Below are 17,537 nucleotides of genomic sequence, written 5' to 3'. Positions count from 1 at the left end.
ATTCCGCCATAGCTCAGTTGGTAGTAGCGCATGACTGTTAATCATGATGTCGTAGGTTCGAGTCCTACTGGCGGAGTATAGAATAAAAGAGATCAAGTAATTGGTCTCTTTTTTTACTTTTGATTTTAATGTTAATTAAAGCTCCGTTTAGTTAACGGAGCTTTTCTCTATTTAGTTATTTGGGAAAAATGCTTGATATAAGGCTTTAATTGCTTTTTCTTCTTGATCTTTACTTACAACGAACATAATGGAAACTTCACTAGAACCTTGAGAGATCATTTGAATATTCACTTCATTCTCTGATAGTGCTTTGGCTGCAGTGGCAGTAACCCCTACCTGACTCTTCATTTTCTCCCCAACAATCATAATGATGGAAAGATCATGTTCAATTTCGGCTGTGTCAACTTCGAGTTTTTGCGTTAATTGTTTTAAAATTTCTTGTTCTTTGATTGGAGTCAGTTCACGTGAACGCAAAATGATGGACAAGTCATCGATTCCTGTTGGCATATGTTCCCAACTGATATTTAGATCTTCTAAAATTTGAAGGACTTTTCGACCAAAACCGACTTCACGGTTCATAAGGTATTTTGTAGTGTTAATACTAACGAATCCTGAATCACCTGCAATTCCTACAACAGTCACATGATCATTTGAATGTTCCAAAACAATGCGGGTTCCAGGGTGGTCTGGATTATTAGTATTTTTAATGACTAATGGAATTTTACCTCTGTATGCTGGAACGAGTGCTTCATCATGCAAGACTGAAAAACCAGCATAGGCCAATTCGCGCATTTCTTTGTAGGTTAATTCAGGAATAGAATGTGGGTGTTTAATAATACCTGGATGTGCCGCAAAAATACCATTTACGTCTGTAAAGTTTTCGTATAAGTCTGCTTTTACACCTGCTGCAATGATCGATCCTGTAATGTCAGATCCACCACGAGAAAATGTACAAATGTCACCATCTTGAGTAACACCAAAGAAACCTGGAATGACAATCACTTCACTTGAATCTTTTAGTTCTTCAATTTTATCGTAACTAGATGGTAAAATACGAGCGTTGGATGGTTCTGCAGTGACCGTAATTCCTGCCTCTTTTGGATGGATATATCTTGCTTCTAATCCATTTTGATTGAAATAAGCAGCAATGAGTTTAGCATTGTTATTTTCGCCTGCTGCTAAGAATGCATCGTATGTGAATGGATTCCCTTTTTTAGGTAAATTTGTTAAATCATAGATATCTTCAGCAATTTCTTGAATAATGGAATCTTTGAGACCCAATTCTTCTGTAATGGCACGATAACGTTCAATAATCCACTGTTGTGTTTGTGTGACATCCTTATCTGAAGTATATTCTTTATAATAGCGGATCAGAGCATCTGTTACTTTTGTGTCTTCAGCGTTGCGCTTACCTGGAGCTGATACAACTACAAATCTTCTTTCTGGATCATCTTTAATGATATCAAGTACTTTTTTTAATTGAGAAGCTGATGCTAGAGAACTTCCACCGAATTTAGTTACTTTCATATTTTCTCCTTAATAGTTTCATTAATACATTATACCAAAGTTCAGTTATTGATACAATGTATTTACAGATAGGGCATAAAATAATTGATTCTGTAGAGGAGAGAAATTGTAATTATTCAAATTTTACAATTTTGTTACATCTTATAGATATATTTTACTATTTTACTTTTTTGTGGTATGATATGTTATAATTCAAAAGTTTTAATATCAAAATATTTTATATTTAAACAAAAGGAGTCTGTGATGTTTGAAACAATTTTGTATTCTGTCGAAAACGACCTCGCGACAATCTCTTTAAATCGTCCTGAAGTATCCAATGGTTTTAACATTCCAATGTGTCAGGAAATTTTAGCTGCCCTGGAAGATGCAGAAAAAAATGAGGAAGTAAAATTCATTATTCTATCAGCAGAAGGGAAAATCTTTTCAGTTGGTGGAGATTTGAGCGAAATGAAACGCGCAGTCGATGCGGATGACATCGAGTCTCTTGTTTTAATTGCCGAATTAGTTAATACGATTTCAAAGAAAATCAAGCAATTGCCAAAACCGGTTATTATGGTGGCAGATGGAGCGGTTGCTGGAGCAGCTGCTAATATTGCAGTAGCTGTTGATTTTTGTATTATTAGTGATCGTACTAAATTTATCCAAGCCTTTGTTGGGGTTGGTTTAGCACCGGATGCGGGTGGGTTATTCTTGTTAGGAAAAGCCATTGGCATGTCTCGGGCTACTCATTTAGTAATGACGGGTGAAGCCTTGACTGCTGAAAAGGCATTTGATTATGGTCTAGCTTATCGTGTTTGTGAATCTGAAAGACTCGATAAAACAGTTGAGCAATTGCTTAAAAAATTAAGAAGAGGATCTTCAAATTCTTATGCTGCCATGAAAGAAATGGTTTGGGAAGCATTCTTGAAAGAATGGGACCAATATGCGGGTCTTGAATTGGATTTGCAAAAGAAACTAGCATTTACAGAAGATTTCAAGGAAGGGGTTATTGCCTACTCTGAGAAACGTCGGCCACAATTTAAAGGAAAATAAATTTGTAATTTTTCTATATTTTGTGAAAAAATGCTTGCAAATTATTTTCATTTTTGATAAAATTTGACTATCAAAGTAAAATTAGGAGGTGGAGTTTTGAATTACCAATTAGTTAACGACTATTTAACATCCATCTTTAATAATGTTTTGGTTATTGAGGAGTCGAGTCTAAGAGCAAGTCGATTCAAAGATGTTTCTATTAAAGAAATGCATACGATCGATGTGATTGGTTCGACACCGAATGCAACCCCGAGTGATATTTCACGGGAGTTGATGGTGACTTTGGGGACTGTCACGACAAGTTTGAATAATCTTGAGCGCAAAGGGTATATCGAAAGAAGAAGATCGGAAGTTGATCGCCGGGTTGTACACTTGAGTTTAACGAAGAACGGTCGTCTACTTTATCGTCTTCATCAGCAATTCCATAAACGGATGGTCAACCAGATTATTGGAGATATGAGTCCCGAAGAGAAGAAAGTGATGCAAAAAGGATTGCAAAATCTGTATCGTTTCTTGGAGGAAATTAAATAATGGTCTTTGCTAAAATTAGTCAAGTTGCTCATTATGCACCTGACCAAGTCGTATCAAATGATGATTTGGCTGAGATCATGGATACAAGTGATGAATGGATCAGTAGTCGGACAGGTATCCTTCGGCGTCACATTTCAAAAGATGAGACAACAAGTGACCTAGCAACAGTTGTTGCACAAAGATTATTAGCAAAAGCAAACTTAGATGCTGAGGAAATTGATTTCATCGTTGTTGCTTCGATTACACCAGATAGCTTAATGCCATCAACTGCAGCCCGGGTACAAGCTAATATTGGAGCTTCTCGAGCTTTTGCATTTGATCTGACTGCAGCATGTAGCGGATTTGTATTTGCATTAGCCACTGCTGAAAAATACATTTCTTCAGGGATGTACCGGCGAGGGATTGTGATCGGTAGTGAGACGCTTTCAAAAGTATTAGACTGGTCAGATCGCTCTACTTCAGTACTTTTTGGAGATGGAGCTGGCGGTGTTTTGCTTGAAGCGAGCGATCAAAAATCGTTTTTGTTTGAAAATCTCTTTACGGATGGTAGCCGAGGTTCTAGTCTTGAATCTTGCTATTTGGGTCTGTCTTCTCCTTATTCAGAGGAAATTACCGATCGAAGATATCTGACGATGGATGGACGGGCGGTTTTTGATTTTGCTATTCGTGATGTCACGAAAAGCATTCAAAAGATTATAGCAGACGCCTCTATGGAAGCAGAAGAGATTGACTATTTTCTTTTACATCAGGCGAATGACCGAATGTTAGATAAGATGTCAAAAAAACTGGGTGTCTCTAGAGAGAAGATCCCAGCAAATATGATGGAATATGGGAACACTAGTGCTGCTAGTATCCCCATTCTATTATCGGAGTGTGTCGAGAATCATCGAATCAAGATGGATGGAAGTCAAAAAATTCTTCTTACAGGATTCGGTGGAGGTTTGACATGGGGCACACTTCTTGTTACAATCTAGTTAAACATGTGGAAACACATTTTAAAAATTTATATATTATTTTTTAAGGAGGCCTATCATGGCAGTATTTGAAAAAGTACAAGAAATTATCGTTGAAGAACTTGGTAAAGAACCATCAGAAGTAACTCTTGAATCTACATTCGAAGATTTAGAAGCTGATTCATTGGATTTGTTCCAAGTGATCTCTGAAATCGAAGATGCTTTTGATATTCAAATCGAAACTGAAGAAGGATTATCTACAGTTGGTGATCTTGTCGCTTACGTAGAAGAAAAAACAAAATAATGATAGATGAGAGTATCGAAAGATATTCTCTCTTGTTTAGGTAATAGTTTGAGGCTCAAAGAAACAATCTTTCGAACTCAAACTATTACTTAAGCGAAAAAAGAGGTAGGTATAATGCAAACACGAATTACTGAACTATTGAATATTAAATATCCAATCTTCCAAGGTGGGATGGCATGGGTTGCTGATGGTGATTTGGCTGGAGCAGTATCAAATGCTGGAGGTCTTGGAATCATTGGTGGTGGGAACGCTCCAAAAGAAGTTGTAAAGGCTAACATCGATAAGGTGAAGTCTATTACAGATAAACCTTTTGGTGTAAATATCATGCTTTTGTCCCCATTTGCAGATGACATTGTTGACCTGGTGATTGAAGAAGGTGTAAAGGTTGTTACAACTGGTGCTGGAAATCCAGGGAAATACATGGATCGTTTCCATGAAGCAGGGATCACTGTAATTCCAGTGGTTCCGTCTGTCGCACTTGCAAAACGGATGGAAAAATTGGGCGCTGATGCAGTGATTGCAGAAGGAATGGAAGCTGGAGGTCACATTGGTAAATTGACGACTATGACCTTGGTTCGCCAAGTGGTTGAAGCTATTTCTATTCCAGTAATTGGTGCTGGAGGAGTCGCTGATGGTGCCGGTGCTGCAGCTGTCTTTATGTTAGGTGCCGAAGCTGTTCAGGTGGGAACTCGTTTCGTGGTTGCAAAAGAATCTAATGCTCACCAAAACTTTAAGAATAAAATCTTGAAAGCGAAAGATATTGATACGGTGGTTTCTGCATCAGTTGTTGGACACCCTGTTCGTGCGATCAAGAATAAATTGGCTTCAGCCTATAACCAAGCTGAAAGAGATTTCTTGGCAGGTAAGAAGACTCAAGAAGAAATTGAAGAATTAGGTGCAGGTGCTCTTCGCAATGCCGTCGTTGATGGAGATGTTGACAATGGATCTGTAATGGCGGGTCAAATTGCTGGACTTGTAAGCAAGGAAGAAACTTGTGCTGAAATTCTAGAAGATATCTATTATGGTGCAGCCAAGGTAATTCAAAAAGAGGCTGCTCGTTGGGCAGATGTAAACGTCTAAAAACGTCGAAAGGATTAGGATAGTGACAAAACGTGCGTTCTTATTTGCTGGTCAAGGGGCTCAGAAATTGGGCATGGCGAGCGATTTGTATGCGGCTTATCCCGTTGTTAAAGAGACCTTTGATACGGCTAGTCGTATTCTAGGTTATGATTTGCGTGAATTGATTGATTCTAACGAAGAAAAACTGAATCAGACACGCTATACTCAACCGGCTATTCTGACAACGTCAGTAGCCATTTATCGTCTCTTAGCAGAAAATGGTATCACTCCTGATATTGTTGCCGGCCTTTCTTTAGGGGAATATTCTGCCCTGGTTGCGGCTGGAGCTCTTTCGTTTGAAGATGCAGTAGCTTTGGTTGCAAAACGTGGTGAATTTATGGAAACAGCTGCTCCTGCTGGAAGTGGGAAAATGGTTGCTGTCATGAATACAGATCCAAGTTTGATTGAAGAAATCTGTCAACAAGCATCTGAAAAGGGTGTAGTAACACCAGCTAACTACAATACGCCAGCACAAATTGTGATTGGTGGTGAAGTTGCGGCTGTGGATTACGCTGTGGAATTGCTTAAAGAAGCTGGTGCTAAACGTCTGATTCCTCTTAATGTTTCAGGTCCATTCCACACAGCCTTACTGGAATCTGCTAGTCAAAAATTGGCGACTGAACTAGAAAAAGTATCATTTAATGATTTTGATCTTCCTTTAGTTGGGAATACAGAAGCTACGATCATGAAGTCGGAAGATGTGAAAGCACTGTTGGCCCGTCAAGTAAAAGAACCGGTTCGTTTCTATGATTCAATTGCTACGATTCAAGACTTTGGTGTAGATGAAGTCATCGAGATCGGACCTGGAAAAGTCTTGTCAGGATTCTTGAAGAAAATTGATAAAACTCTTCCAACTCATAACGTCGAAGATCAGGCTAGTCTAGATGTACTTCTGAATGCTTAAAACGAGGTAAAGATGGAACTTAAAAATAAAAATGTTTTTGTAACAGGTTCAACACGAGGAATTGGATTGGCTGTGGCTCATAAATTTGCGAGTCTCGGTGCCAATGTTGTCCTAAATGGACGTTCTGAAATTTCTGAGGACTTGCTTGCACAGTTTGCTGACTATGGTGTGACTGTTGTTGGTATTTCTGGGGATATTTCTAATGGCGAAGATGCTCAACGTATGGTAGCTGAAGCAATTGAAAAGCTTGGAAGTGTTGATGTTTTGGTCAATAACGCTGGGATTACAAACGACAAGTTGATGTTGAAGATGACTGAAGAAGATTTTGAACGTGTCTTGAAAATCAACTTGACAGGTGCCTTTAATATGACTCAAGCTGTCTTAAAACCGATGTCTAAAGCTCGTCAAGGGGCCATTATCAACATGTCCTCTGTTGTTGGTCTAATGGGGAATATCGGTCAAGCTAACTATGCGGCTTCAAAAGCTGGTTTGATTGGTTTCACTAAATCAGTAGCGCGTGAAGTTGCGGCTCGTGGCGTTCGTGTGAATGCCATTGCACCTGGTTTCATTGAATCAGATATGACTGATGCTATTCCAGAGAAAATGAAAGATGCCATGCTAGCTCAAGTGCCAATGAAACGAATTGGTCAAGCTGAAGAAGTGGCAGAAGTTGCGGCTTTCTTAGCAGGTCAAGAATATTTAACTGGTCAAACAATTGCCATTGATGGCGGAATGACTATGCAATAATGAATGCTCACTGATCGAAAATCACTTACTTAAATATCCATCCGACAAAAGGAGAATATATATGTCTACAAATCGTGTTGTTGTTACAGGTTATGGTGTAACCTCACCAATCGGAAATACACCAGAAGAATTTTGGAATAGCCTTCATGAAGGAAAAATTGGGATCAAACCCATTACGAAATTTGATGCTTCTGAAATTCCAGTCTTTAATGCTGGTGAAATTCAAGATTTCCCATTCGATAAATATTTCGTGAAAAAAGATCAAAATCGTATGGATACGTACTCATTGTATGCAATCTATGCTGCGATGGAAGCTATTGAAAATTCAGGCTTGAATATGGAAGAAGAAGACCGCGATCGTGTAGGTGTGATTGTATCATCTGGTATCGGTGGTTTGCAAGAATTGGAAGACCAAATTATCCGGATGCATGAACGTGGGATGAAGAGAATCCAACCCATGTTTATTCCGAAAGCTCTTTCAAACATGGGTGCTGGAAACATCGCACTTAAGATTGGGGCTCAAGGGGTATGTAAATCCGTGACAACTGCTTGTGCTTCTGCCAATGATGCAATTGGTGAAGCTTTCCGTGAAATTAAATTTGGTATGCATGATGTTGTTTTGGCAGGTGGTGCTGAAGCTTCGATTACTAAGATTGGTATCGGTGGTTTCAATGCCCTTACGGCCCTTTCAACAACGGAAGACCCAGAACGTTCATCTATTCCATTTGACAAAGACCGTAATGGTTTTGTGATGGGGGAAGGTGCAGGGGTTCTTGTCATCGAAAGTTTGGAACATGCCCAAAAACGTGGTGCTAACATTTTGGCTGAGATTGTTGGTTATGGTTCAAACTGTGATGCCTACCATATGACAACACCGACACCAGATGGTTCAGGTGCGGCCAAAGCAATTAAATTAGCGATCAATGAAGCTGGTATTAAGCCTGAAGACGTCGATTATGTCAATGCTCATGGTACATCTACACCTGCCAATGAGAAAGGTGAAAGCGGAGCTATTGTTTCTGTACTTGGTAAAGAAGTTCCTGTATCATCTACGAAATCATTTACAGGACACTTGCTTGGTGCTGCTGGTGCGGTTGAAGCGATTGCTACCATCGAAGCGATTCGTCACAGCTTTGTACCAAAAACTGCTGGTACTAAAGAATTGTCTGACTATATCGAAGCAAACGTTGTTTATGGTGAAGGTCAAGAAGCGGATATTCAGTACGCTATCTCAAATACCTTTGGTTTTGGAGGACACAATGCTGTTCTGGCCTTTAAACGTTGGGAGGGTTAATTCATGAATATTTCTGAAATCAAAGATTTGTTGGCTCAATTTGATGCGTCAACTTTGCGTGAATTCTCATATAAAAATAATGGCGAAGAATTGAATTTGAGTAAAAACCAAACGAGTTCAGTTGCGGCTACACCGGTTGCTCCTGCAGTTGAAGTGGTAGCAACTCCTCAAACTCCTGTAGTAGCCCCTGTTGTTGAAGCACCAGCAACTCCAGCTGTAGCGGCTGAACCAGTTGCTGCTCCAGCTCAGGCTGCAGAAGGTGATGTGGTTGAAAGTCCATTGGTTGGGGTGGCTTACTTGTCGCCAGCTCCGGATAAACCAGCCTTTGTATCTGTAGGAGACAAAGTTACTAAGGGTCAAACACTCTTGATTATCGAAGCCATGAAAGTGATGAATGAAGTCCCAGCGCCTAAAGATGGGGTAGTCACTGAAATTTTGGTAACGAATGAAGAAATGGTTGAATTTGGAAAAGGATTGGTTCGAATCAAATGACAATTGATATTAATGCTATTCGTGAGGCTTTGCCACATCGTTACCCAATGCTTTTGGTGGATCGCGTATTGGAAACAAGCGAAGATACGATTGTTGCCATTAAAAATGTGACAATTAATGAACCATTTTTTAATGGACATTTTCCACAATATCCTGTTATGCCAGGTGTTCTTATCATGGAAGCTTTGGCACAAACAGCAGGTGTACTAGAGTTGTCAAAACCTGAAAATAAAGGGAAATTAGTCTTTTATGCAGGGATGGACAAGGTGAAGTTTAAAAAACAAGTCGTTCCAGGAGATCAACTGGTGATGACAGCTACTTTTGTCAAACGTCGTGGAACCATTGCTGTTGTTGAAGCGAAAGCAGAGGTAGACGGTAAGCTTGCAGCTTCAGGAACACTTACTTTTGCAATTGGAAATTAAGAAAGGCCTATCTATGTTTCGTAAGATCTTAATCGCCAATCGTGGTGAGATTGCAGTGCGCATTATTCGTGCGGCTCGTGAACTTGGCATCGAGACGGTTGCGGTGTATTCTACTGCTGATAAAGAAGCCTTGCATACCTTACTAGCGGATGAAGCGGTCTGTATTGGACCTGCTAAATCAACAGAATCTTATTTGAATATGAGCGCTGTCTTGTCTGCGGCTGTTTTAACAGGAGCAGAAGCTATCCACCCTGGTTTTGGATTTTTAAGTGAAAACTCAAAATTTGCGACCATGTGTGAGGAAGTGGGCATTAAATTTATTGGTCCTTCTGCTAAAGTCATGGATTTGATGGGGGATAAGATTAATGCTCGTAAACAGATGATCAAAGCAGGAGTGCCTGTTATTCCTGGATCAGATGGTGAAGTGTATACTGCTGAAGAAGCCCTCGAGATTGCAGAACGTATTGGTTACCCTGTGATGTTGAAAGCATCTGCAGGAGGCGGTGGTAAGGGAATTCGGAAGGTTGAAAAACCAGAAGATTTGGTTGCTGCTTTTGAATCTGCTTCCTCAGAAGCTCAAGCTGCTTTTGGGAATGGTGCCATGTATATGGAGCGGGTGATTTATCCGGCACGCCACATTGAAGTACAGATTTTAGCGGATCAGCATGGACATGTCATTCACTTAGGTGAACGCGATTGCTCTCTTCAACGGAACAATCAAAAAGTTCTAGAAGAATCCCCTTCAATTGCTATCGGAAAAACTCTTCGTAATCAAATTGGTTCTGCTGCTGTTCGGGCTGCTGAATCAGTTGGGTATGAGAATGCTGGAACGATTGAATTCTTGTATGATGAAGGCAAGGGTGAGTTCTACTTTATGGAAATGAATACCCGTGTGCAAGTGGAGCATCCTGTCACAGAATTTGTAACAGGAGTTGATATCGTTAAGGAACAGATTAAAATCGCAGCTGGCCAAGAATTATCCGTTACTCAAGAGGATATTGTCATTAAAGGCCATGCGATTGAATGCCGGATCAATGCGGAAAATCCTTCCTTCAACTTTGCACCAAGCCCAGGTAAGATCACTAATCTCTATCTTCCAAGTGGTGGGGTTGGCTTGCGTGTGGATTCTGCTGTGTATCCTGGTTATACGATTCCGCCATACTATGATAGTATGATTGCCAAGATCATTGTCCATGGTGAAAATCGCTTTGATGCACTGATGAAAATGCAGCGTGCTCTTTATGAGTTGGAAATCGATGGTGTCACCACCAATAGCAGTTTCCAGTTGGATTTGATTTCAGATTCACATGTGATCGCTGGTGATTATGACACTGCATTTTTGATGGAACAATTCCTTCCAAATTATAATAAGGAATGATGAAAAAGCCTGGACTTGTGAGGGAAGTATGAACATCATCTTCACAGTTTCAGGCTTTTATAGTAATGCTGCAGATACTGTAGCATATTATAAGGAGTAAGTAATGGCATTATTTTCTAAAAAAGATAAATATATTCGGATCAATCCGAATAGGTCAGCCTGGAAGGAGCCTCAGCCAAAACCTGAAGTTCCTGATGAACTATTTTCACAATGCCCAGGTTGTAAACATACCATTTACCAAAAGGATTTAGGTAGTGAGCGTGTCTGCCCGAATTGTGGCTATACCTTCCGTATTTCTGCTAAAGAACGCTTGGCGCTGACAGTGGATCCAGCTAGCTTTGAAGAAATGTTTACAGGAATCGAAACGACAGATCCTTTGAATTTCCCAAATTATAAGAAGAAACTAGCAGCAGTGCGGGAAATGACAGGACTGGATGAAGCTGTCCTGACTGGAACTGCCTTGATTAAAGGTCAAAAAGTTGCGCTTGGGATCATGGATTCCAACTTTATCATGGCTTCAATGGGTTCTGTAGTAGGCGAAAAAATTACTCGTTTATTTGAATTTGCGACAAAAGAAAAATTGCCAGTTGTTCTCTTTACCGCTTCCGGTGGTGCTCGGATGCAAGAAGGAATCGTGAGTTTGATGCAAATGGCAAAAATTTCTGCGGCTGTTCAACGTCATTCTAAAGAAAAATTGTTCTATTTGACGGTATTGACAGATCCGACAACTGGTGGGGTGACAGCCTCATTTGCTATGGAAGGTGATATTATCATGGCAGAGAGTCAGGCCTTGGTTGGTTTTGCCGGTCGGCGTGTGATCGAATCAACTGTGCGTGAAAAATTGCCAGATGATTTCCAAAAAGCAGAATTTCTACAAGAACATGGATTTGTAGACTTGATCGTGGAGAGAAGCCAAATCCGAGCAACAGTTGGACAATTATTGGCCCTTCATGGAGGTAAACATGAGTAAAATAACACAGATTATTAAAGAGGCACGTGACCAAGGAAGATTGACTGCGCTTGATTTTGCTCAAGGAATCTTTGATGATTTTATCGAATTACATGGAGATCGAAACTTCCGTGATGATGGTGCGGTGATTGGTGGGATTGGACGCTTAGGCGATCAAACGGTTACAGTCGTTGGGATCCAAAAAGGAAAAAATCTTCAGGATAATCTAAAACGTAATTTTGGGCAACCACATCCAGAAGGCTATCGAAAAGCTTTGCGCCTCATGAAGCAAGCAGAGAAATTTGGCCGTCCAGTTGTGACCTTTATCAATACAGCGGGTGCTTATCCTGGTGTTGGTGCTGAAGAACGAGGACAAGGGGAAGCCATTGCCCGCAACCTCATGGAAATGAGTGATCTAAAAGTTCCAATTATCGCGATTATCATCGGAGAAGGTGGTTCTGGAGGTGCCTTGGCTCTTGCTGTAGCAGACAAGGTTTGGATGCTGGAGAACTCCATCTATGCAGTCTTGAGTCCAGAAGGTTTCGCCTCTATTCTTTGGAAAGATGGAAGTCGTGCCATGGAAGCAGCAGAGTTGATGAAGATTACTTCTCACGAATTGTTAAATATGGAAATTGTCGATAAGGTGATTCCCGAGCATGGATTTTCAAATGGAGAACTACTGGCTCAAGTGAAGAAGGAATTACAGGAAGAGTTAAAGGTTTTACAAGCCTTACCTCTCGAAGAGCTTCTGGAGCAACGCTACCAACGTTTTCGTAAATATTAAAAAACTGAGCTTGCAAATTGCAAGACTCAGTTTTTTTAAACTTTATTTTGGTGCGATGACTTCTGCACCACCCATGTATGGGCGAAGGACTTCTGGAATGGTCACAGAACCGTCTTCGTTTTGGTAGTTTTCAAGAATAGCAGCGACGGTACGTCCGACTGCCAATCCAGAACCGTTCAAAGTGTGAAGGAGTTTTACCTTGCCATCTGCTTCATCACGGTAGCGGATTTGCGCACGGCGAGCTTGGAAATCTTCTGTATTGGAACAGCTTGAGATTTCACGGTAGGTGTTTTGCGCTGGAATCCATACTTCTAAGTCGTAAGTCTTGGCAGCTGAGAAGCCCATGTCTCCCGTTGAGAGAGCTACTACACGGTATGGAAGGTTCAGTTTTTGAAGGATATTTTCAGCATTGACAACCATTTTTTCCAATTCACCATATGAATCTTCTGGTTTGGCAAATTTCACCATTTCAACCTTATGGAATTGGTGCAAACGGATCAATCCACGAGTATCACGACCAGCTGAACCAGCTTCTGAACGGAATGATGGACTCATAGCGGTGAAGTAGATTGGAAGGTCTTTCCCATCAAGAATTTCATCGCGGTAGTAGTTTGTCAAAGGAACTTCAGCAGTTGGAATGAGGACATAATTAGTATCGCTAAGTTCAAAAGTATCTTCCTTGAATTTTGGATATTGTCCAGTACCAAACATAGAATCATGGTTGACCATGTAAGGAGGGATGACTTCAGTGTAGCCTTCCTTGCCATGTTCGTCCAACATGAAGTTGTAGATAGCGCGTTCTAAGCGAGCTCCAAGTCCTTTGTAAAAGAGGAAACGAGCACCAGTAACTTTAGCCCCGCGTTCCCAGTCAAGGATATCAAGGTCTTCACCTAAATCCCAGTGAGCTTTTGGTTCGAAGTCAAACTCGCGAGGAGTTCCCCAACGGCGAACTTCAACGTTGTCATCCTCATCTGCTCCAACAGGGACACTATCAGCAGGGATATTTGGAAGGGTAGTAGTGAATTCAGTTAATTTGGCATCGATTTCAGCCAATTCTGTATCCAATGCTTTGACTTCTGCAGAGAGGGTTTGCATGGCAGCAATCTTATCATCTGCATTTTCCTTGTTGCGTTTAGCTTGTGCGATTTCAGCAGATACAGTGTTACGCTCTGCTTTAAGATTTTCTACTTTGACTAAGATATCTCGACGTTTGGCATCGATTTCTTTCATTTCATTCAAAATAGCTGCATCTACGCCACGTGTTGCCAATTTTTTAGCAACCGTATCAAAGTCTGTACGAATTCGTTTAATATCTAACATAGCTTCTCCTTTAACAAAAAACACACCTGTTAGAGTGTTGGAGTGGCAGAGCCACGGTTCCATCCAACTTCACAGGTGTGCACTTGATTCGATATTGTATTTTAAAGAAACGGTAGAATTTCAATTAAGATTTCTATCTGCTCGCAGCAACCGCAGACTTTCTGAAAGAGACTCTTAACTTACTTATCCGTTTGCGTCTATTATACAAGAAAAGATCCTATTTTGCAAATAGATTTTTAATTTTAGCCGTGATGATTTGGATCAACGTAGGAAGTTTGACAATTTTCTCATTTCCTAGATGTTCCCGAGAAATCTTTAAAATTTTTCCAGAGTCTTTTGAAGCAAAGAGAAATTTTGATTCTCTGGTATAGATTTCAAAATGGCGGCTAATTTTACGTCCGGATACATTGGCTCCGATTCGCTCGATTTCTTGCCAGGGAATTTGGATGTAGTCTTCAACATTTGCATCCGCATAAAATTCAAAAGCGGCATTCCCGACTAGGATTTTTCCAACCTTTCCCCCCACTCCAAGGTAAGAAACCCCTGTAGTATGGAATTCAACGGTTTTATTCAATGATTGAGCCATGAGATCCTCCTGTATTGCTGTTCACTCCATTATATCATAATAAAAAGAAGGCCGAAACCTTCTTTTTAGTTGATCTTTGCTTACATCAAGCCAGCAACGTGTGCTAATACACCGATTACAAAGAGAGCGATGATGATAGTGATTGGAGATACTTTTTTCTTCAACAACCACATACAAGCAAAAGTAAGAAGCAATCCCATCAAACCAGGAATCAATGAATCCAAGTTTTGTTGGAAAGTTGTAACTTTTTCAGGTGTTTGAGATAGGCCTGAGCCAACTTGAGCGAAGGCTTCTTGGATACCCTTGTATCCTTCAGGAAGTTTATCCCAGTGGATATAAGCTTTGTCGTCTAATTTGACAGAAGAAACATTAAAGATGAATTTAATAGATACCCAACGTTCTACCAAGACAGCAAGGATGAACATCCCAAGGATAGAAGCCCCTTTAGTGATGTCTTGCAAGATCCCACCAGACATATCTTTGGTAATTTCAGAACCTGCTTTGTAACCAAGTTCTTGCGTGTACCACAAGAAGGCCATACGAATCGCATTCCATGCGATAAAGAAGATGAGTGGGCCAAGGATGTTACCAGATGCAGCAAGTGATGCACCAAGGGCACCAAGGATAGGACGTACTGTAAACCAGAAGACTGGATCTCCGATACCTGCCAAAGGACCCATCATACCAATTTTAACCCCTTGGATGGCAGCATCGTCAATCGCAGCACCGTTTGCTCTTTCTTCTTCAAGAGCAAGTGTTACCCCGATGATAGGAGCGGCAACGTATGGGTGAGTGTTGAAGAATTCCATGTGACGTTCAAGAGCAGCCGCTTGGTCTTCTTTCTTCGTGTAGAGTTTTTTGATAGCTGGGATCAATGAGTAAGCCCAACCCAAGTTTTGCATCCGTTCATAGTTCCAAGAACCTTGCAAGAAGGTTGAACGCCACCAAACTTTTTGACGATCTGATTTAGATAATTGTAATTTTTCAGTCATGATAGTGTCACACCTTTCTTAATAGTCTTCGAGAATGTCGCCGATTGGATCGTTAGAAGTAGCGGCTCCGCCACCTCCATTGCCACCTTTCTTAGAAAGAGTGAGGTAGATCAAGGCAAGGGCAACACCAATTGCTCCAAGAGCAATCAAGGTCAATTGGCTAACGGCAGCAAGGGCAAAACCGATGGCAAAGAATGGCCATACTTCACGACTCGCCATCATGTTGATAACCATGGCATAACCAACGGCTACAACCATACCACCACCGATTTGCATTCCATCAGAGAGCCATTTTGGCATTTGTTCAAGAGCAGTTTTGACAGTTTCAGCAGGAATCATCAACAAGAGGGCTGCAGGAATGGCGATACGAAGACCTTGAAGAAGAAGGGCCACAAAGTGAGCGCGTTCTACACCTTTGATATCCCCTTTTCTAGCAGCAGCGTCGGCAGTGTGAACCAAACCAACGGAAAGGGTACGGACGATCATGGTCAAGAAAAGACCAGCAACTGCAAGTGGAATAGCGACACTTTGAGCGACAACGATTCCTTTTGTACTGAAGTCTCCCCCAAGTACCATGATGATGGCAGCAGCGACAGATGCAAGGGCAGCATCGGGTGCAACTGCGGCACCAATGTTTGCCCAGCCAAGTGCAATAAATTGAAGTGAACCACCAAGCATAATGCCAGCAGTCAAATTACCTGTTACCAAACCGATTAAGGTACAAGCAACAAGGGGTTGGTGGAATTGGAATTGGTCAAGGATACCTTCAAGACCTGCTAAGAAGGCAACAACGACCACTAATACCATAGAAATAATAGACATGTTTAAAATCCTTTCGTAAGTAATCGATTATTGAACGTTAGCTTTGTTAATTAAGTCAAACAAATCTTTCTTAGAGTCATTTGGTACTTTACGGACGTCAAATTCAACTCCAAGATCACGCATTTTTTCAAATGTAGCCACGTCATCTTTATCCATTGACAACACATTGTTCACCATGGTTTTACCAGTTGAGTGGGCCATTGAACCAACGTTCAAGGTTTTAATCGGAACACCACCTTCAATGGCGCGAAGAGCATCTTGAGGTGTTTCAAATAAGATCAAAGCATGGGTATTTCCAAAACGTGGATCTTTTGCAACGTCGATCAATTTTTGAATTGGGACAACGTTTGCTTTCACACCATTTGGTGCCGCTTGTTTGATCAATTCCTTACGGAGTTCATCTTTGGCAACAGAATCTGAAGCAACAATGATCCGATCGGCTTTTGAATCAGGTGTCCAAGCAGTTGCGACTTGTCCATGAAGAAGACGTGTATCTAAGCGGGCAAGGTTAATCTTGAGTTTTCCATCTCCGATAACTGTTCCTTCTGGAATAGCAGCTTGGACTACAGGAGCAGCAGCGGCTGTACTAGCTTCTTCAACAGGATTCAATTCTTCTGGAAGGGCTTTGACACCGTCTTTTGCTTCCTTGATGATGTTTGCAGCGACTTGATCAACGCCGGCATTTGCATCCATCAAACGTTCTGTATAAGCTTGAATCAACATCGGAAGGTTCAATCCTGTGATGATCGCAAATTTACGATCTGGATTTTCTCCCATGACGCGACTTGCTTGGTTAAATGGAGAACCACTCCAAAGGTCAGCCAAAACCAAGACTTCATCTTCTGCATCAAATGCGGCAACAGCTGCATTAAATTTAGCATAGAGATCATCCGGGCCTTCACTTGGCATGAACGTAACCACTTGAACTTTCTCTTGATCCCCAAAGATCATCGAGCCGGATTGGTGGATTCCAGCTGCAAATTCACCGTGGCTAGCAATAATGATACCAATACTCATTATTGACATTCCTCCTTATAAAATTTGTTTGACTTTCAGTTTAAGAAAACTTTAAGCTACTTTATTATAAATCGTTTCCACACTTAAGTCAATTTTTCTATCAAAATCTCGATGTAAAAACATTGATTTATTATATTAAACTATCGTTAGATAGAAAAAGAATGCTCTTGAATGCATTTTGTTTATTACTTGTTGATGCTTAAAAAATCAATAATAGATATGTTTTATAGGATTTTGTTCTCAATGAAAAGATTCCGACAATCAAACGATATTCTCGAAAACAAAAATAAATATATAATAAATTGTAAAATAGAGTGATTGAGAGCACTCAAAAAAGACTAGCCCAGTTGGGCTAGTCCTGTAG

General features: G+C 40.7%; 19 protein-coding genes and 1 tRNA gene. 14 read left to right on the top strand and 6 right to left on the bottom strand.

What is annotated here, in order from left to right:
- The first annotated feature begins 2 nt into the window (after positions 1-2).
- Positions 3-76, top strand: a tRNA-Asn gene (locus HMPREF2704_RS02555).
- 95 nt (positions 77-171) lie between these two features.
- Here the strand turns inward: HMPREF2704_RS02555 and HMPREF2704_RS02550 are convergent.
- On the bottom strand, positions 172-1,527 hold the full coding sequence (locus HMPREF2704_RS02550) for an aspartate kinase (protein WP_049522749.1): 1,356 nt from the start codon (positions 1,525-1,527) through the stop codon (positions 172-174).
- Positions 1,528-1,767: 240 nt separating this feature from the next.
- On the opposite strand from HMPREF2704_RS02550, the gene HMPREF2704_RS02545 reads away from it, so the two are divergent.
- From HMPREF2704_RS02545 to HMPREF2704_RS02485, 13 genes are all read left to right on the top strand, one after another.
- Entirely contained in the window at positions 1,768-2,559 is a 792-nt protein-coding gene (locus tag HMPREF2704_RS02545) for a trans-2-decenoyl-ACP isomerase (protein WP_037608326.1), read from the top strand.
- A gap of 96 nt (positions 2,560-2,655) precedes the next feature.
- Positions 2,656-3,090, top strand: a complete 435-nt coding sequence (locus HMPREF2704_RS02540; protein ID WP_003003993.1) for a fatty acid biosynthesis transcriptional regulator FabT — start codon at positions 2,656-2,658, stop codon at positions 3,088-3,090.
- Entirely contained in the window at positions 3,090-4,064 is a 975-nt protein-coding gene (locus HMPREF2704_RS02535; protein WP_049482585.1) for a beta-ketoacyl-ACP synthase III, read from the top strand. The genes HMPREF2704_RS02540 and HMPREF2704_RS02535 overlap by 1 nt, the downstream gene beginning before the upstream one ends.
- A gap of 58 nt (positions 4,065-4,122) precedes the next feature.
- Positions 4,123-4,347, top strand: a complete 225-nt coding sequence (locus HMPREF2704_RS02530) for an acyl carrier protein (protein WP_003003892.1) — start codon at positions 4,123-4,125, stop codon at positions 4,345-4,347.
- Positions 4,348-4,461: 114 nt separating this feature from the next.
- Positions 4,462-5,427, top strand: a complete 966-nt coding sequence (gene fabK / locus HMPREF2704_RS02525) for an enoyl-[acyl-carrier-protein] reductase FabK (protein ID WP_049482587.1) — start codon at positions 4,462-4,464, stop codon at positions 5,425-5,427.
- Between the two features lie 22 nt (positions 5,428-5,449).
- A complete protein-coding gene (gene fabD / locus HMPREF2704_RS02520) occupies positions 5,450-6,370 on the top strand; it encodes an ACP S-malonyltransferase (protein ID WP_070845556.1) in 921 nt (306 codons plus the stop codon).
- A gap of 12 nt (positions 6,371-6,382) precedes the next feature.
- Positions 6,383-7,117 (top strand): 3-oxoacyl-[acyl-carrier-protein] reductase, encoded by a 735-nt coding sequence (gene fabG / locus HMPREF2704_RS02515; RefSeq protein ID WP_003010456.1) that lies wholly within the window; start codon positions 6,383-6,385, stop codon positions 7,115-7,117.
- 61 nt (positions 7,118-7,178) lie between these two features.
- The gene (gene fabF / locus HMPREF2704_RS02510; protein ID WP_003010454.1) at positions 7,179-8,411 is read left to right on the top strand and encodes a beta-ketoacyl-ACP synthase II; all 1,233 of its coding nucleotides are present in this window, start codon (positions 7,179-7,181) and stop codon (positions 8,409-8,411) included.
- Positions 8,412-8,414: 3 nt separating this feature from the next.
- A complete protein-coding gene (gene accB, locus HMPREF2704_RS02505) occupies positions 8,415-8,903 on the top strand; it encodes an acetyl-CoA carboxylase biotin carboxyl carrier protein (protein WP_049482591.1) in 489 nt (162 codons plus the stop codon).
- A complete protein-coding gene (gene fabZ / locus HMPREF2704_RS02500) occupies positions 8,900-9,325 on the top strand; it encodes a 3-hydroxyacyl-ACP dehydratase FabZ (protein ID WP_003004019.1) in 426 nt (141 codons plus the stop codon). Before accB ends, fabZ begins: the two co-directional genes overlap by 4 nt.
- 13 nt (positions 9,326-9,338) lie before the next feature.
- On the top strand, positions 9,339-10,703 hold the full coding sequence (locus tag HMPREF2704_RS02495) for an acetyl-CoA carboxylase biotin carboxylase subunit (RefSeq protein WP_003003860.1): 1,365 nt from the start codon (positions 9,339-9,341) through the stop codon (positions 10,701-10,703).
- Between the two features lie 103 nt (positions 10,704-10,806).
- The gene (gene accD / locus HMPREF2704_RS02490) at positions 10,807-11,673 is read left to right on the top strand and encodes an acetyl-CoA carboxylase, carboxyltransferase subunit beta (protein ID WP_003003810.1); all 867 of its coding nucleotides are present in this window, start codon (positions 10,807-10,809) and stop codon (positions 11,671-11,673) included.
- The gene (locus tag HMPREF2704_RS02485) at positions 11,666-12,436 is read left to right on the top strand and encodes an acetyl-CoA carboxylase carboxyl transferase subunit alpha (RefSeq protein WP_021154504.1); all 771 of its coding nucleotides are present in this window, start codon (positions 11,666-11,668) and stop codon (positions 12,434-12,436) included. The genes accD and HMPREF2704_RS02485 overlap by 8 nt, the downstream gene beginning before the upstream one ends.
- 42 nt (positions 12,437-12,478) lie before the next feature.
- Here HMPREF2704_RS02485 and serS read toward each other — a convergent pair whose 3' ends face one another.
- From serS to HMPREF2704_RS02460, 5 genes are all read right to left on the bottom strand, one after another.
- Positions 12,479-13,756 (bottom strand): serine--tRNA ligase, encoded by a 1,278-nt coding sequence (gene serS, locus HMPREF2704_RS02480; RefSeq protein WP_070845553.1) that lies wholly within the window; start codon positions 13,754-13,756, stop codon positions 12,479-12,481.
- Between the two features lie 217 nt (positions 13,757-13,973).
- Complete coding sequence (locus HMPREF2704_RS02475; protein WP_049482595.1) at positions 13,974-14,342, bottom strand: DUF956 family protein; 369 nt, start codon at positions 14,340-14,342, stop codon at positions 13,974-13,976.
- A gap of 80 nt (positions 14,343-14,422) precedes the next feature.
- Complete coding sequence (locus tag HMPREF2704_RS02470) at positions 14,423-15,334, bottom strand: PTS system mannose/fructose/sorbose family transporter subunit IID (protein ID WP_003010435.1); 912 nt, start codon at positions 15,332-15,334, stop codon at positions 14,423-14,425.
- An 18-nt stretch (positions 15,335-15,352) separates the two neighbouring features.
- Positions 15,353-16,156, bottom strand: a complete 804-nt coding sequence (locus HMPREF2704_RS02465; RefSeq protein ID WP_003018496.1) for a PTS mannose/fructose/sorbose transporter subunit IIC — start codon at positions 16,154-16,156, stop codon at positions 15,353-15,355.
- A 27-nt stretch (positions 16,157-16,183) separates the two neighbouring features.
- Positions 16,184-17,173, bottom strand: a complete 990-nt coding sequence (locus HMPREF2704_RS02460; RefSeq protein WP_070845551.1) for a PTS sugar transporter subunit IIB — start codon at positions 17,171-17,173, stop codon at positions 16,184-16,186.
- Positions 17,174-17,537 lie beyond the last annotated feature (364 nt).

Origin of the sequence: Streptococcus sp. HMSC076C09 (assembly GCF_001837905.1) — a bacterium.
Lineage (GTDB): Bacteria > Bacillota > Bacilli > Lactobacillales > Streptococcaceae > Streptococcus > Streptococcus parasanguinis_I.
Note: the sequence above shows the minus strand (reverse complement) of the source record. Positions and strands in the feature narration are given on the sequence as shown.

Bases quoted from the DNA above. Each gene is read 5' to 3' on its own strand.
- HMPREF2704_RS02495 (WP_003003860.1), top strand. From the start codon at position 9,339: ATGTTTCGTAAGATCTTAATCGCCAATCGTGGTGAGATTGCAGTGCGC.
- accB (WP_049482591.1), top strand. From the start codon at position 8,415: ATGAATATTTCTGAAATCAAAGATTTGTTGGCTCAATTTGATGCGTCA.
- HMPREF2704_RS02460 (WP_070845551.1), bottom strand. From the start codon at position 17,173: ATGAGTATTGGTATCATTATTGCTAGCCACGGTGAATTTGCAGCTGGA.
- HMPREF2704_RS02550 (WP_049522749.1), bottom strand. From the start codon at position 1,527: ATGAAAGTAACTAAATTCGGTGGAAGTTCTCTAGCATCAGCTTCTCAA.
- HMPREF2704_RS02535 (WP_049482585.1), top strand. From the start codon at position 3,090: ATGGTCTTTGCTAAAATTAGTCAAGTTGCTCATTATGCACCTGACCAA.
- HMPREF2704_RS02530 (WP_003003892.1), top strand. From the start codon at position 4,123: ATGGCAGTATTTGAAAAAGTACAAGAAATTATCGTTGAAGAACTTGGT.
- accD (WP_003003810.1), top strand. From the start codon at position 10,807: ATGGCATTATTTTCTAAAAAAGATAAATATATTCGGATCAATCCGAAT.
- fabG (WP_003010456.1), top strand. From the start codon at position 6,383: ATGGAACTTAAAAATAAAAATGTTTTTGTAACAGGTTCAACACGAGGA.
- HMPREF2704_RS02470 (WP_003010435.1), bottom strand. From the start codon at position 15,334: ATGACTGAAAAATTACAATTATCTAAATCAGATCGTCAAAAAGTTTGG.
- fabF (WP_003010454.1), top strand. From the start codon at position 7,179: ATGTCTACAAATCGTGTTGTTGTTACAGGTTATGGTGTAACCTCACCA.
- HMPREF2704_RS02485 (WP_021154504.1), top strand. From the start codon at position 11,666: ATGAGTAAAATAACACAGATTATTAAAGAGGCACGTGACCAAGGAAGA.
- fabK (WP_049482587.1), top strand. From the start codon at position 4,462: ATGCAAACACGAATTACTGAACTATTGAATATTAAATATCCAATCTTC.
- HMPREF2704_RS02465 (WP_003018496.1), bottom strand. From the start codon at position 16,156: ATGTCTATTATTTCTATGGTATTAGTGGTCGTTGTTGCCTTCTTAGCA.
- HMPREF2704_RS02475 (WP_049482595.1), bottom strand. From the start codon at position 14,342: ATGGCTCAATCATTGAATAAAACCGTTGAATTCCATACTACAGGGGTT.
- serS (WP_070845553.1), bottom strand. From the start codon at position 13,756: ATGTTAGATATTAAACGAATTCGTACAGACTTTGATACGGTTGCTAAA.
- fabZ (WP_003004019.1), top strand. From the start codon at position 8,900: ATGACAATTGATATTAATGCTATTCGTGAGGCTTTGCCACATCGTTAC.